The 14,267-nt window shown below is 48.6% G+C and carries 12 protein-coding genes and 1 tRNA gene; 9 read left to right on the top strand and 4 right to left on the bottom strand.

Annotated features, from left to right (window positions below; genetic code table 11):
* Nucleotides 1–96 precede the first annotated feature (96 nt).
* The 7 genes from plsX to NDA03_RS18155 all read left to right on the top strand — a co-directional run bounded on the left by plsX (nt 97) and on the right by NDA03_RS18155 (nt 5,765).
* Nucleotides 97–1,128, top strand: coding sequence for a phosphate acyltransferase PlsX (gene plsX, locus NDA03_RS18185; protein ID WP_190415645.1), 1,032 nt, complete (start codon nt 97–99; stop codon nt 1,126–1,128).
* 127 nt (nt 1,129–1,255) lie between these two features.
* On the top strand, nt 1,256–2,254 hold the full coding sequence (locus tag NDA03_RS18180) for a beta-ketoacyl-ACP synthase 3 (protein WP_190440781.1): 999 nt from the start codon (nt 1,256–1,258) through the stop codon (nt 2,252–2,254).
* A 236-nt stretch (nt 2,255–2,490) separates the two neighbouring features.
* A complete protein-coding gene (gene fabD, locus NDA03_RS18175) occupies nt 2,491–3,378 on the top strand; it encodes an ACP S-malonyltransferase (protein ID WP_190415641.1) in 888 nt (295 codons plus the stop codon).
* Entirely contained in the window at nt 3,368–3,505 is a 138-nt protein-coding gene (locus NDA03_RS18170; protein WP_190428837.1) for a hypothetical protein, read from the top strand. The genes fabD and NDA03_RS18170 overlap by 11 nt, the downstream gene beginning before the upstream one ends.
* Nucleotides 3,506–3,518: 13 nt before the next feature.
* Nucleotides 3,519–4,157: a lysophospholipid acyltransferase family protein gene (locus tag NDA03_RS18165; protein WP_190415746.1), complete on the top strand. Its 639-nt coding sequence runs from the start codon at nt 3,519–3,521 to the stop codon at nt 4,155–4,157.
* Between the two features lie 181 nt (nt 4,158–4,338).
* Nucleotides 4,339–5,388, top strand: coding sequence for an AI-2E family transporter (locus NDA03_RS18160; protein WP_348238804.1), 1,050 nt, complete (start codon nt 4,339–4,341; stop codon nt 5,386–5,388).
* Nucleotides 5,389–5,462: 74 nt separating this feature from the next.
* Nucleotides 5,463–5,765, top strand: coding sequence for a DUF2288 domain-containing protein (locus NDA03_RS18155; RefSeq protein ID WP_190415638.1), 303 nt, complete (start codon nt 5,463–5,465; stop codon nt 5,763–5,765).
* Here NDA03_RS18155 and NDA03_RS18150 read toward each other — a convergent pair.
* The 4 genes from NDA03_RS18150 to gndA all read right to left on the bottom strand — a co-directional run bounded on the left by NDA03_RS18150 (nt 5,704) and on the right by gndA (nt 9,560).
* Nucleotides 5,704–6,381: a YdcF family protein gene (locus NDA03_RS18150; protein ID WP_190428839.1), complete on the bottom strand. Its 678-nt coding sequence runs from the start codon at nt 6,379–6,381 to the stop codon at nt 5,704–5,706. The two genes, NDA03_RS18155 and NDA03_RS18150, sit on opposite strands and share 62 nt — an antisense overlap.
* A 143-nt stretch (nt 6,382–6,524) precedes the next feature.
* A tRNA-Arg gene (locus NDA03_RS18145) sits at nt 6,525–6,598 on the bottom strand.
* Nucleotides 6,599–6,647: 49 nt separating this feature from the next.
* Entirely contained in the window at nt 6,648–7,721 is a 1,074-nt protein-coding gene (locus NDA03_RS18140; protein ID WP_190524672.1) for a tocopherol cyclase family protein, read from the bottom strand.
* 342 nt (nt 7,722–8,063) lie between these two features.
* On the bottom strand, nt 8,064–9,560 hold the full coding sequence (gene gndA, locus NDA03_RS18135; protein WP_348238772.1) for an NADP-dependent phosphogluconate dehydrogenase: 1,497 nt from the start codon (nt 9,558–9,560) through the stop codon (nt 8,064–8,066).
* A 230-nt stretch (nt 9,561–9,790) separates the two neighbouring features.
* Between gndA and NDA03_RS18130 the strand changes: the two genes are divergently transcribed.
* Together NDA03_RS18130 and ileS are read left to right on the top strand one after the other, a co-directional pair.
* Nucleotides 9,791–10,825, top strand: coding sequence for a Ycf66 family protein (locus NDA03_RS18130; protein WP_348238771.1), 1,035 nt, complete (start codon nt 9,791–9,793; stop codon nt 10,823–10,825).
* A 299-nt stretch (nt 10,826–11,124) separates the two neighbouring features.
* Complete coding sequence (gene ileS / locus NDA03_RS18125; protein WP_348238770.1) at nt 11,125–14,052, top strand: isoleucine--tRNA ligase; 2,928 nt, start codon at nt 11,125–11,127, stop codon at nt 14,050–14,052.
* The last annotated feature ends 215 nt before the right edge of the window (nt 14,053–14,267 follow it).

Below are 14,267 nucleotides of genomic sequence, written 5' to 3'. Positions count from 1 at the left end.
TTCCTGCGTCCTGTTTCATCCTCCCGGATTGACCCCGGTTTCTCCACGAGTCATCGGGTACTGGTAGAATTTTTAAGGTTTATATCACTTTGATCAATGGGATCGACTCGCGCACGGATCGCAATTGACGCTATGGGTGGCGACCACGCCCCCGCCGAAATCGTTGCTGGAGCGCTTAGGGCACAGGAAGAATTAGACGTAGAGGTTTTGCTGGTGGGCGATCCTCATCAGATTGAAGCTTCCCTAGGGCAACACACCAGTTCTCATCTTCCTCAAATTGTGCCTTCTGAGGGCACAATTGAAATGCACGAGGAGCCTCTAAGTGGTTTAAAACGCAAGCCCAAGGCTTCGATCAACGTAGCAATGGATTTGGTAAAACAAAAACAAGCCCAAGCAGTAGTGTCAGCGGGTCATTCAGGAGCCGCTATGGCATCTGCTCTGCTGCGACTGGGACGCCTTCGGGGGATCGACCGCCCCGCCATCGGAGCAGTTTTGCCAACGATGGTAGCTAGTAAATCAGTGCTAATTCTCGATGTCGGCGCAAATGTCGATTGTCGTCCTAAATTTTTGGAGCAGTTCGCACTGATGGGATCGATTTACAGCCAGTATGTGCTGGGTGTAGACGTTCCTAAAGTCGGCTTACTCAACATTGGTGAAGAAGAATGTAAGGGGAACGATCTAGCGGTTCGCACTTACCAAAGGCTGCAAGAGAATTCGCAAATTTGCTTTACTGGCAATGCCGAAGGGCGAGATGTCCTGACGGGTAATTTTGATGTGGTCGTTTGCGATGGTTTTGCCGGGAATGTTCTGTTGAAATTTGCTGAAGCCGTTGGCGAGGCAGTATTGCAAATCCTCCAGGAAGAGTTACCTCAAGGACTGCGCGGGCAAGTCGGCACGGCTCTGTTGAAACCAAACCTGCGGCGAATAAAGCAGCGGGTAGACCACGCGGAACATGGCGGTTGCTTGTTGTTAGGGGTAGGAGGCATTTGTATTATTAGCCACGGTAGCTCCCAGGCTCCGTCAATTTTTAACGCGATTCGCATCGCGAAAGAAGCTGTTGATAACCAGGTACTGGAGCGGATTCAGTCTCAAGATATCAGTGCTAAACAATCGGCAATCGGCGAATAGCAACAAGTATGAAGGATGAAGTGTAAAATGTGACATTCCAGCGTCGATCGTTTAGAATTAATCGATTTAGCTAAAAGCTAAAATGCTGATAGCTGATACCTAAAGACCCCAGCAAGCATGGAGAGCAATGTTGCAACAAACAGGCGTCGGCGTCGCCATTACCGGAAGCGGCTCTGCGATCCCCTCAGGTTCTCTGGATAATCATGGACTCACTCAGCTGGTAGATACTTCCGATGATTGGATCGCCAGCCGCACCGGGATTTGTCAGCGACGGCTAGCGGGTGAGGAGTCCTTAAGTTCGATCGCCACACTCGCGGCACAAAGAGCGATCGCAATGGCTGGGATCGCCCCAGAAGACCTGGATTTAATTATTCTGGCAACCTCAACTGCCGATGATTTGTTCGGGAGTGCCTCAGCAATTCAGTTTCAACTGGGAGCATCTAGGGCGGTAGCTTTTGATTTAACAGCCGCTTGCTCTGGATTTGTCTTTGGTTTAGTTACGGCATCGCAGTTTATCCGCACCGGCGTTTATCAAAATGTCTTGCTGATTGGGGCTGATATTCTGTCGCGCTGGGTAGATTGGTCAGATCGGGGAACCTGCGTGTTATTTGGGGATGGTGCTGGTGCCATTGTCATGCAGGCGAGCGATCGCGATCGCCTGCTGGGATTTGAACTCCGCAGTGATGGAACCCAGCACAAATCCCTCAGCCTAGCCTACACGGCACAGCCTAAAGAACTGGTTCCTGGGATCAACGTCCAAGCTGGCACTTACCACCCCATCACCATGAACGGCAAGGAAGTTTATCGCTTTGCCGTGCAAAAAGTGCCGGAAGTGCTGGAAAAAGCAATGTTTCGCGCAAATATCAGCATTGAACAAATTGACTGGTTGCTTTTACATCAAGCCAATCAGCGAATTCTTGATGCCGTCGCCCAACGCTTAAAGATTCCTGCCGAAAAAGTCATTAGCAATCTTGCTAACTACGGCAATACTTCTGCTGCTTCCATTCCCTTAGCGCTGGATGAAGCTGTGCGAGAAGGCAAAATTAAACCAGGAGATATGATTGCTACTTCCGGCTTTGGCGCGGGTTTAACGTGGGGCGCAGCGATTTTCCAATGGGGCAGATAAATCAATTTTAGATTTTTAATTTTGCGGAGGTCGGATCTCCGCTTCCAATAATTTTCGATAGGTGGATCGGTAGGGGGTAATGAAAGTTAGGAGTGTTAAGGATTGAGTTTTAAGGCAAGAAAGAAATTTTTTAAGCCAAAACTCAGACGCGATCAATTGCGCCTCTAAAACTGAAAACTTTTCTCCAATTACCTATTGCTAATTGCCAATTACGAATTACCAATTACCAATGACCAATGACAAAGACCGCATGGGTGTTTCCTGGGCAAGGTTCTCAGGCAATCGGAATGGGAGTGGATTTATTAGACTTGCCAGAGGCAAAGGCTAAATTTGAGCAAGCCGAGCAAATTTTAGGCTGGTCTGTACCAGAAATCTGTCAGAGTCAGGAAGATAAATTATCCCGCACTCTTTATACCCAGCCCAGCCTGTATGTCGTAGAAAGCATTTTAGCGGATCGAATGCAAGCTGGGAGACATCAACCTAACCTCGTTGCCGGTCACAGTCTGGGAGAATACGTTGCTCTTTACGTCGCCGGTGTCTTTGACTTTGAGGCGGGGTTGCGCCTAGTGAAACGTCGGGCAGAATTTATGGATAGTGCGTCCGATGGCATGATGGCAGCGCTGATTGGCTTCGACCGCGAACAGCTAGAACAACAAATTCAGCAGACCCCCGACGTTGTGTTAGCCAACGACAACAGTTCCGCCCAAGTCGTCATCTCTGGAACGCCAGAAGCGGTGGAGGCAGTGCTAAGTCAAGTAAAGGTTAAGCGTGTTGTCCGCTTGAATGTTTCAGGAGCCTTTCACTCTCCCTTAATGGCGGAAGCTGCCGCTGAGTTCCAGGTAGTTTTGGAGTCAGTTCCATTTAATTCGGCTCAAGTGCCAGTGCTGTCAAATGTGGAACCCGTCCCATCTGTGGACGCTGATATCTTAAAAGAGCGCCTCATCCGTCAGATGACCGGCTCGGTGCGGTGGCGAGAAATTTCCCTACAATTGCCTGTACAAGGAATTTCGCAGGTTGTGGAAATTGGCCCGGGGAAAGTTCTTACGGGTTTAATTAAACGTACTTGCCCCGATTTAACTTTGGAAAACGTGGGTAGTGTTGCAGAGTTGCCGAATGCAGAATAAAGTCCGGCGACCGCAACAGCGCGTGCGAGTGAGAGAATGGAAAAATTCCCTCCTTCCCTCATCAGCCAGGGAACGAGAAAAATCAGACAAGGTGGTTAAAGGTTTACAGCGAGAGTACGGTGGATAGCGAATTATCTAATCTGGGCAGAAGCCGCGAGCCTGTTTCGAGTTTAGTTCTATACCACCTGTTTAAGTGGTCGGTGGTCAGCCCCGTGCTTCATGCCTACCTGCGAGGTCGGATTTATGGGTGCGAACACGTTCCTCCGATTGGACCACTTCTAGTGGTTAGCAATCATGCCAGTGATTTCGATCCGCCGATTTTGTCCTGCTGCGTGCGACGACCCGTAGCGTATATGGCAAAAGAAGAACTGTTTCGAGTCCCTGTTTTGAAGCAGGCAATTAAGTTGTATGGTGCTTACCCCGTCAAGCGGGGTTCCGCAGACCGGAGTGCGATTCGTTCGGCGCTGTCTCTCCTAGAGGAAGGGTGGGCGGTCGGTGTCTTTTTACAAGGAACGCGGACGCCAGACGCCAGAATTTCAGACCCAAAGCTAGGTGCTGCGCTGATTGCCGCCAAGGCGAAGGTGCCGTTGCTGCCCGTTAGTTTGTGGGGTACGGAAGCGATTTTTAAGAAAGGTTCGCTGGTTCCGCGTCCGGTGCCAGTAACGGTGCGGATTGGTCAGGTAATTGAGCCTCCTAATTCAACAGACCGGGATGAGTTACAGGCGGTAACGCAAAAATGCGCCACAGCGATTCATGCTTTACACGATTTAGGCCGTTAAAGAATTTCAAAAGACAAGATTTTCTCGGCGAAATTAAAACGTTGGGATGATGTCCTGACAGTTGCGCTTTCAGTAGGATTAGGTTATTCCAAATCTGTCTGGATATCCGGCTATTGGTTCATTCAATAAAGAAATGAGTCAATCACCGGGATTCTGGATTAAATCACCATCCCAAAAAGAAATGAGCGAACCTTCTGCCAAGTATCTTTTGCAGCGACTGAACAATTTGGCATTGGTTAGATTTTTGCTTTTCGTTGCTTCTGGCTGGGCGTTTGTAAAAGTTTTAGCTTACTTTGAAACAGTTATTGTCATTTTTACATTTGCAGCTATTGTCGCTTTTCTACTGAGTTATCCCGTGCGATCGCTAACTCGTTTTGTGCCTCACGGTGTTGCTGTTACCGTGGTCTTTATTCTAGGCATGATCGTGATTGCTAGTCTTACTGTCACAGTTGGTTTAACAGTTGTATCGCAAGGGCAACAATTAATTTCTAGCTTAACAACCTTTTTAAATTCTTTAATTCCTTTGGCTTATCAAATAGAAAAATTTCTTTTAAGATTCAATGTTCAAGTAAATTTGAGCATAATTCAAGAACAATTTCAAAATCAAATCGTCTCATCGCTGGGGTTAGGAATCGGTTATAGCTTAACGACTATACAAGTATTTTTTGCCAATTTTCTTAATTTGATATTAATTTCCGTTATTTCTTTTTTTATGTTGCTAGATGGAGAAAAGCTTTGGAAGCTTATTCTTAGGCTGGTTCCCGCACATTTACAAAATAGATTTACCATTGTCATTCAACGCAAGTTTCTCGGATTTTTTCGAGGACAGATGGTTTTATGTTTATTTCTGACTACGACTACTTTTTTGGTTTTTTTAATTTTAAATGTACCATTTCCCTTACTTTTGGCAATTATTGCTGGATTATTCGATTTAATCCCTGGGATTGGAGCTACTTTAGGGGTGGGTATTGTTTTTCTTATTTTATTGTCTCAGAGTGTTTGGTTAGCCGTTCAAGTAGTTGTTGTTTGTATCATAATCCAGCAAGTACAAGACAATTTCATCACGCCCCGGATTATGCAAAATTCGCTTAATATTAATCCAGTCGTCGTATTTTTCGCCTTACTAGTAGGTGCTAGAGTAGCAGGATTACTCGGAATTTTTATTGCAATTCCGATTACTGGAGTCATTGTCAGTTTATTTGAAATTGACGAAATGAAAGCAGAATCTTAGAGAAATATCGTGGGGAGTAGCAGCTTCTATAAAATAGATTAAAATAAAATTTGCTGAAATCAAAAAAATTAAAAATGCAGGGTTTAAGAGAAGAATTAGCAGAATTGCTAGATGAGGCTGAGTGGAACTGGCTGATGCCTCATGCGGAACGGGAGGCTGTGGTTATCGTAGCTCAAGAGCTGGACTTGCTAGATGTTGGGGTAGCGATCGCTAATGATGATGTTTCCTCTGTGCAGCACTGGATTAGCGAACAATTGATTTACAAGCCCTCCGAAGCTCAGAAACAAGATTGGAACGACAACAAAAACAAGCGATTCAGCGCTCTGATTGTGTCGCCTTATGTCTTGGTGAAAGAAACGGCAACGATTCCTGCTTAATCTGATTTGATGACTGACCGAGGGTGGCTCCCGTATAGCCGGTAGTCACCCAAAGAATGGCTCTGGCTCCATCCCGAATTGATTTCTCAATCGGCTCCTGCGGTATGTCCGAAGGCACGATCACGGGCTTTAGAGTAATGCCCCGACTGCCTAAAACAATCTCTCCAATGACTCTGGCGCGGCGCATATGATAGTCCGAGGTAATTAAATAGATGCTGGTGATCCCAAGACTCTGCAACTCATCAACCAGCGTCGTAAAGTTCGTAACCGTATCCACCGCCTGATAGTCCAAATGCAGGCGACTAGGGGCAACCCCAGCTTTGGCAAAAACCCGTTTAACGTAAGCTTTGTTAGTGCTACCTGAAGAAACCCAGATGGGCAAATCTGAATGCTGACGAGCCATTCTTGCTGCCAGCTTCTCCCGCTCCAAGGCTGAGGTAGAGCCACCCAAAACTAACATTGCCTGGGGTTTGACCAGGCTTTTTTTAACTTCCTTGTAACCAAACCACAGCGCCACGGGTAGAGCGAGCATTAGCAGCCGAGAATATCTACTTTTAGAGCGCGAAGGCTTGGAAGACAAGTGTTTTTGTCGGCTAGCACCAATTTTCAGGATCATCAATCAATTGAAAAAGCCGTGTTTACATGGGAAGCGATACGCACGAAGCGCGATCGCTTACTGGTTAAAATTCCCTATCCTAGCTAGCGTCCACGTAGATACACTCCACTGGGCGACTAACTGTTTTAGAGAGTAGCAGACAACGGGACTGGCCAGGCTCGAACCGGCGACCTAGCGCTTAGGAGGCGCTCGCTCTATCCAACTGAGCTACAGCCCCAATTCTAAGGCGATCATAGCAGCCTAAGGGCAGCATTACCCAGTTGAATTTAAGTAGACCGCCAGGTTTCTTCCCAAGGGCCACCGCCTGTTTCCAATCCACATAGAGAACTGCCAGCTTTCAGGATGATTTTAGATTTGTCACCCCGTTGGCGCAGTTCCAGGTCAACTTGACCGTTCATCGTGTCGCGACAACAAAAGATTAAACCCTTTTCCGTGGGGGCACGCAGGAGAGTCCCCGGTAGATTTGTAGTAGCGGTTAACTCAACTTCAAATTCGGAGTTATGGGCTTGCATTTGCCAGCTGCCCCAAGGCTCAATATTCCAACTTACTTTCGAGTTCCACGGTACAAATTCATAAAATTTGCCTTGATAGTGCAAGCCAATCATCGCCACCGATTCCATCCACCACAGCACCCCGCGTCTGCCTCCACCAGCCGTTAAGGCAATATCTGGAGACTCATCAAAACTATTGCAATTCAGCCAGAACCATTTTTGAGGAAAAGAGCGCCCCCAGTTTTTTTCACCGTAGGCAGGGGCGTTGGTGAAGTCGTAGCGTTTTCCATTCCACTCAATCCAGCCAGTTGCCAGCCCGTGAGCCATCAAAATTTGCCATCCCGGTTCAAAAATCGGGAAAGAAGACAACCATCCGGCTGTTGATTGTTGTGGCTGATTTAGATTTCCCCATCCATATACAGGTTTAATTTCATACTGCCAACGCGCTTGAGAACCCGTGCCCGGATCGTGTAAAGCTCCCTGATGCCAAGTAGCGGTGGCTTGATAGCCATCCTGAACGTGACGCTCAAAAGCCTCTGGAGGGAGGGAGGCAGGTTTGGTGGATAAATCGGTTTTGCCCCAGTGTCCCAAGGCTAAAACGTCCCGCGATGCCCAAAATTTGTTGACATCTGGGAAAGTCCGGCAAAGGTAACTATCTTCTGGGCCCAGAATTTGGGCAGCACCGCCGCTGTGAGGTTGATTGCCTAGGGGATCTTCGAGGGAGTACATGAAAGCAAAGGTATGTCCGCAATCTGGTAAGGTGACGCGGTAGTACCAACCTTCAAAGAAACGCTGACTGGTGCCGTCCCAGTGGTAGCCACTGTGAGGCGTTTGTAAAGGATTTTGCATCAATTCAAATTCCTAACTGTTTCTCAGAATAGCGATCGCCTTTTCTCGGCTCCCTGGATGCTGGATGCAAATACCCCAGATCCAGTTTGTGCATGAATTCGTGTAGGCAAAGTTCTTTATTAGAAAAATCTGGCTCATGAATCGCAAAGAAAAAGGATCTGAGGAGTTGCCTTAAATCTTCACCCAAAACCGATGGGGAAAGACGCGATCGCGCAGCGTCTACCCAGAAGAATAACGACCCTCCATCTGGAAATTTCCTAAATTTTTGGCGTCCGGAGCCAAAAGCTGTTGAAATCGCGACAACGACGGTCGGGCGGGCAATGCCCGCCCGACTACTCCTATTTATGTAATCGTTGTGCGTACAGCTTCCGCAGGGTCTTGGGCTTGCAGTGGCTCAGGCGTAGAGGTTTGAACGCTTTCCTCATCGACTTGAGTCCACTCGGTATGGAAGAAGCCTGCTTTGTCAATGCGCTCGTAGGTATGAGCACCAAAGTAGTCGCGCTGAGCTTGGGTAAGATTTTGCGGCAAGCGATCGCGTCGGTAACTATCGAAGTAATCTAGCGACGCGCTGAATGCCGGAACTGGAATCCCCAGCTTCGCCGACTGCGCTAATACCTCCCGCCAAGCATCCTGGCGATCCAAAATGGTCTGCTTAAACTCAGGAGCCAAGAGCAAATTAGGCAACTCTGGATTGTCCTTGAAAGCAGATTTAATCTTATTCAAGAATCCGGCTCGAATAATGCAACCACCCTTCCAAATCCGGGCAGTTTCGCTCAAATTCAGGTCATAGGAATAAGCCTTCGACGCCGAACTCAATAGCGCCATCCCTTGGGCGTAAGAGCAAATCTTCGAGCAATACAGAGCATCACGGATTTGGTTAATGAAGGTTTTGGCGTCTCCCTCATACTTGCCACTAGGACCCGTTAATATCTCCGAAGCAGCCACCCGTTCCTTCTTAAAGGCAGACATGATCCGGGCATTCACCGCCGCCGTCATCGTTGGAATAGCGATCCCCAGCTCCAGCGCACTCTGCACCGTCCAGCGACCCGTCCCTTTCTGCCCAGCCGCATCGAGAATCACATCGACCTGAGGCTGACGAGTGTCGGGGTCTCGGTAATTGAAAATATCAGCTGTAATCTCAATCAAATAAGAATTGAGTTCATCAGTGGTATTCCATTCGGCAAATACTTCGTGTAGTTGGTTCGCGTCTAGCCCCAACGCATTCTTGAGCAAGTCATATGCCTCTGCAATCAGCTGCATATCGCCGTACTCAATGCCATTGTGTACCATTTTGACGTAGTGACCGGCACCCGCAGGGCCGATGTAGGTGACACAGGGGCCATCATCCACCTGAGCCGCAATTTTCGTCAAAATTGGTTCCAGATACTCATAGGAGCTTTTCGTACCTCCCGGCATCAGACTAGGGCCATTCAGCGCTCCTTCTTCACCTCCACTGACGCCCATCCCGATAAATCTGAACCCAGATGGCTCTAATTCGCGGGTGCGACGAGCGGTATCGTCAAATAAGGAGTTGCCACCATCAATAATGATGTCACCCTCATCCAGTAACGGTTTGAGCTGGTTAATCACCGCATCTACCGGCGCACCCGCTTTCACCATAATCAGGATTTTGCGAGGGCGTTCTAAGGATTGGACAAAATCTTCAATGGAATAAGCAGCATAGACATTTTTGCCCTGCGCTCGCTCAGCCATAAAGGCATCCGTTTTTTCTGGAGTGCGATTATAGACGGAAATGGGGAACCCATTACGCTCCACATTCAGCGCCAAGTTCTCGCCCATGACCGCCAAACCAATCACACCAAAGCTCTGCTGTGTCATAAGATTCAATGTTCAACTCTGCAATGCTTTTGAACAGTTGCTTTTCCTTCAGAGTAGCCCGATATCCTGAGAGTTTTCCCTAAAGAAGATATTAAGAGTCGCAAAAGTAGTACCGCCTCCTCCGGCGAAGAATCAACAATTGAAACAGCAGATTTAGTTTTTATTTGTATCTAAGTCAACAATCTCTAGCAGAATTGAAACATAGACACAAGTTTTGGAGCATCCACGAAATGCTGGCATATATCCTAGCGAGCGCTGTTGCAGTCGGTAGCTTCGCCCTTTACATGGCGGCTTTCTTTTTCCCCGAAGTACACCGAAAGAGTGATTTTATCTGGAGTGGGGTGGGATTGTTCTATGCCCTAGTTTTATGGGTGTGTGCTGGACGCATCACCGGCGGTGTGCTGCTAGGTCAAATCGCTAGCGTAGCGCTAGTCGGTTGGTTAGGTTGGGAAACCCTGACATTACGACGCAGTCTCACCCCCGCAGCGCAGCAAACTGAGATTCCGAGTCCCGAAGCATTGCAGGAAAAACTGACCAGTTTATCCATACCGCAGCGGATAACCAGTCTATTTGCAACTTTTAAGGACAAAGCTCAGCAGACGGCAAGTAAAGTGACTCAGGGCAAATCGGGCACTGGAACCACCCAAACAGGGGCATCCAAGACGACACCTGCGCCTACCTCCACCGACGCCGGAAAACCTCGTGTTACCGTGCTGGATAACCGGACGGATGAAGATGAGGATGAAACGGTGTTACTCAATCAACCACCCGTTCCACCCGCACCCTCAAAGCCGGAATCCCAGCCGGAATCTCAGATTGAAGTAATATCCGTCCCATTTGAAGAAAGTGTCCAAGACACAGACTTGGATGACTTGGAACCCCCAGCATCTGTAGAAGCAGCAACGACAGGGGAAACAGCCATAACTGCACCAGAGACTTCCCCAGCATCACCCTCAGAGGATGACTTGGAACCCCCAGCATCTGTAGAAGCAGCAACGACAGGGGAAACAGCCACAACAGCCCCAGAGACTTCCCCATCATCACCATCATCACCCTCAGAGTTGGAGGCTAGCCCAGAAAACGTACCCGAACCCGTTCGTCCGAACCCTCCCGACCCCGAACTGGTGGAAGCTGCTCTAGAAGATGCTGAAGAAAAGCATATTCCAGCTTCACCTCCAGAACCAGCCCATGAAGAAACAAGTGACTCGGTGAGTGGAACAGAGCAGGCAAATCAGCCGTTAGAAAATCCACCCAACCCAACTTGAAAATAAAGGTTAGGAGGAGAATGAGCCGCAAAGCCGTTGTATGGTGCCAAGGAAGCAGCGGAAGGGATAGCAGTCCTAACGCTTTGTGAAGGCGAGATCCCCGACTTCCAGACAGAAGTTGGGGATCTCAAGGGCTGGTATCTCTCAACTAAAATTAGATTGCGATCGCTGCTTATTCCATTTTCTTGCTTTGTGTTCTGTGCATCTTTGCGGTTCATTTTTCCGCTGCAACTTGAAGAGATTGCGATTTGTAACCGATAATGATTGAAAGCAACTCAATCATTTCTCGGCATTAAACTGTGACAGAAACAGGGAACTACAAAGACACCGTTAATCTGCCCAAAACCCAATTTGATATGCGGGCGAACGCTATTAAGCGGGAACCGGAACTGCAAAAATTTTGGGCAGACCAGCAAATTTACGAGCGACTGTCGCAGAACAATCCCGGCGAAATTTTTGTTTTGCATGATGGGCCGCCCTATGCCAATGGTTCGCTCCACATTGGTCATGCTTTAAATAAAATCCTCAAAGACATCATCAACCGCTACCAGCTCCTGCAAGAGCGCAAAGTTCGCTACGTTCCGGGTTGGGATTGTCACGGCTTGCCGATTGAGTTGAAAGTCCTTCAGCAAATGAAGCCAGCAGAGCGGCAAAATCTGACACCTCTGGATCTCCGCCACAAAGCCAGAGATTTTGCGCTTCATACAGTAGACGAGCAGCGCCAAAGCTTCCAACGTTACGGTGTCTGGGGCGACTGGGAGCATCCGTATCTGACTTTAAAACCAGAGTACGAAGCCGCTCAAATTGGCGTCTTCGGTGAGATGGTGCTGAAGGGATATATTTATCGCGGTTTAAAGCCAGTTCACTGGAGTCCAAGTTCTAAAACGGCGCTGGCTGAGGCAGAGTTAGAGTATCCCGAAGATTCTGAAGGTCGCCCAGCTCATACCTCGCGCAGCCTTTATGCAGCTTTCCAGATGACGAATCTGGGGCCAGCCGTGCGATCGCAATTGCAACCATTCTTGCCCGATCTCGGTGTGGCAATTTGGACGACGACGCCTTGGACGATTCCCGCCAACCTAGCGGTAAGCCTGAATCCAGAACTGACTTACGCAGTGGTGGAAGTGGAGGCAGATTCTCTGCCGATTTCGACCAAATACCTGTTAGTGGCTGCGGATTTGGTGGAACGGTTGTCAACGACGCTCTCGACGAATCTCACGGTAAAGGCGACAGTACCGGGTAAAGATTTGGAACACAGCACTTACCAGCACCCACTCTTCGACCGCGAGAGTCCGATTGTGATTGGGGGCGATTATGTCACCACCGATTCTGGTACCGGATTAGTTCACACGGCTCCCGGTCATGGGGATGAGGATTACAAGGTTGGTCAACGCTACGGTTTGCCGCTGCTGTCGCCAGTAGATGCCGATGGCAACTTCACGCAAGAAGCAGGGCAGTTTGCGGGGTTGAACGTCCTGGGTGATGGAAATCAGGCAGTGATTGATGCGCTCAGCCAAGCGCGATCGCTACTGAAAGAGGAACCCTACGTTCACAAATATCCTTACGACTGGCGCACGAAAAAGCCGACCATTTATCGAGCCACAGAACAGTGGTTCGCATCGGTGGAGGGATTTAGAGAAGAGGCGCTAAAAGCGATCGCTTCCGTGACCTGGATTCCCGCTCAAGGTGAAAATCGGATCACGGCAATGGTCGCGGATCGTTCCGATTGGTGTATCTCCCGTCAACGCAACTGGGGCGTGCCAATTCCCGTTTTCTACGACCTAGAAACCAACGAACCGCTACTGAACGAGGAAACCATCGCCCACGTCCAGGCAATCATTGCTGAAAAGGGTTCGGATGTCTGGTGGGAAAGGTCGGTAGAAGAACTCTTGCCAGAAAGTTATCGCCATAACGGTCGCAGCTACCGCAAAGGCACGGATACGATGGATGTCTGGTTTGACTCTGGCTCCTCTTGGGCGGCGGTAGCGCAACAGCGACCAGAATTGGAATATCCAGCAGATATCTATTTAGAAGGCTCCGATCAGCACCGGGGTTGGTTCCAATCGAGTTTGCTCACGAGTGTGGCAACGAACGACATCGCGCCCTACAAAACTGTCTTGACCCACGGCTTTACCTTGGATGAGCAGGGACGCAAGATGAGTAAATCTCTGGGGAATGTCATCGACCCCTCGATTGTCATCAATGGGGGCAAAAATCAAAAAGAAGAGCCACCCTACGGTGCTGACGTTTTGCGCTTGTGGGTTTCTTCGGTGGATTATTCTTCAGATGTCCCCATCAGCAAGAACATCCTCAAACAGATGGGAGATGTTAGAAACAAGATTCGCAATACGGCGCGGTTCTTATTAGGAAATCTACACGATTTTGACCCAACTAAAGATGCAGTACCTTACGAACAACTGCCAGAACTCGACCGCTATATGTTGCACCGGATGACAGAAGTCTTCGGGGAAGTCACGCAAGCATTTGAGAGTTTCCAGTTCTTCCGCTTTTTTCAAACAGTGCAGAATTTCTGCGTTGTTGACTTGTCCAATTTTTATCTAGATATTGCCAAAGATCGGCTTTATATTAGCGCTCCAGATAGCTTCCGTCGCCGTAGTTGCCAGACAGTTTTGGCGATCGCTCTGGAAAATTTAGCGCGCGCGATCGCGCCAGTTCTCTCTCATACAGCAGAAGATATTTGGCAATATCTCCCCTATCCCACACCCTACAAATCCGTGTTTGAATCGGGGTGGGTGAAGTTAGAGGAGCATTGGAAAGCTCCAAAATTGGCAGGATTTTGGCAACAATTGCGACAAATCCGCACTGAGGTGAATAAGGTGATGGAGCAAGCAAGGGCAGAAAAAATGATTGGCTCTTCTTTGGAAGCCAAGGTATTACTTTATGTCCCAAATGCTGAGTTCCGCTCTTTACTGCAAGCCTTGAATTTGACTTCAGCTTTCCATTCTCATTCTCCGTCTTCAGGATTGGGTAATCGAGTAGATGAGCTGAGATACTTGTTTATCTCCTCCCAAGTAGAGCTGCTAGATTCTTCGGAAGCATTGCAAGGCTTAAAATACAGTTCGCAGACAGAAGCTTTATCGATTGGCGTAGTGAAAGCAGACGGGGAAAAATGCGATCGCTGCTGGAACTACTCGATTCATGTGGGCGAATCTGCCGAGCATCCCCTATTGTGCGAACGTTGCATTCCCGCCTTAGAAGGTAAATTTTAGTTCACAAAAAGCGATGGCTTCGCCTCGGCTAAGAGCCTACGCCCTTCCCTCCGCCCTGCGCTATCCCCTACAGCTCCTAACCCCTCCCTGCTTGCGGGGAGGGGTTAGGAGTGGGGTTCTTTTATTACGATCAATCAGACGGATTCTTCAACATCACATCGCGTCTAGAGAGGCAACGCCAATTAAATTTGCCCCAAATCTAGAAAGCTGAATAT

Origin of the sequence: Trichocoleus sp. Lan (genome assembly GCF_039961855.1) — a bacterium.
GTDB lineage: Bacteria > Cyanobacteriota > Cyanobacteriia > Cyanobacteriales > FACHB-T130 > FACHB-T130.
This window is presented reverse-complemented; position numbering and strand designations above follow the sequence as displayed.

Excerpts from the sequence above, each read along its gene's own strand:
- NDA03_RS18160 (WP_348238804.1), top strand. The coding sequence starts at position 4,339 with ATGAGCGAACCTTCTGCCAAGTATCTTTTGCAGCGACTGAACAATTTG.
- NDA03_RS18170 (WP_190428837.1), top strand. The coding sequence starts at position 3,368 with ATGCAGAATAAAGTCCGGCGACCGCAACAGCGCGTGCGAGTGAGAGAA.
- NDA03_RS18180 (WP_190440781.1), top strand. The coding sequence starts at position 1,256 with ATGTTGCAACAAACAGGCGTCGGCGTCGCCATTACCGGAAGCGGCTCT.
- plsX (WP_190415645.1), top strand. The coding sequence starts at position 97 with ATGGGATCGACTCGCGCACGGATCGCAATTGACGCTATGGGTGGCGAC.
- NDA03_RS18130 (WP_348238771.1), top strand. The coding sequence starts at position 9,791 with ATGCTGGCATATATCCTAGCGAGCGCTGTTGCAGTCGGTAGCTTCGCC.
- gndA (WP_348238772.1), bottom strand. The coding sequence starts at position 9,560 with ATGACACAGCAGAGCTTTGGTGTGATTGGTTTGGCGGTCATGGGCGAG.
- NDA03_RS18155 (WP_190415638.1), top strand. The coding sequence starts at position 5,463 with ATGCAGGGTTTAAGAGAAGAATTAGCAGAATTGCTAGATGAGGCTGAG.
- NDA03_RS18150 (WP_190428839.1), bottom strand. The coding sequence starts at position 6,381 with ATGATCCTGAAAATTGGTGCTAGCCGACAAAAACACTTGTCTTCCAAG.
- NDA03_RS18140 (WP_190524672.1), bottom strand. The coding sequence starts at position 7,721 with ATGCAAAATCCTTTACAAACGCCTCACAGTGGCTACCACTGGGACGGC.
- fabD (WP_190415641.1), top strand. The coding sequence starts at position 2,491 with ATGACAAAGACCGCATGGGTGTTTCCTGGGCAAGGTTCTCAGGCAATC.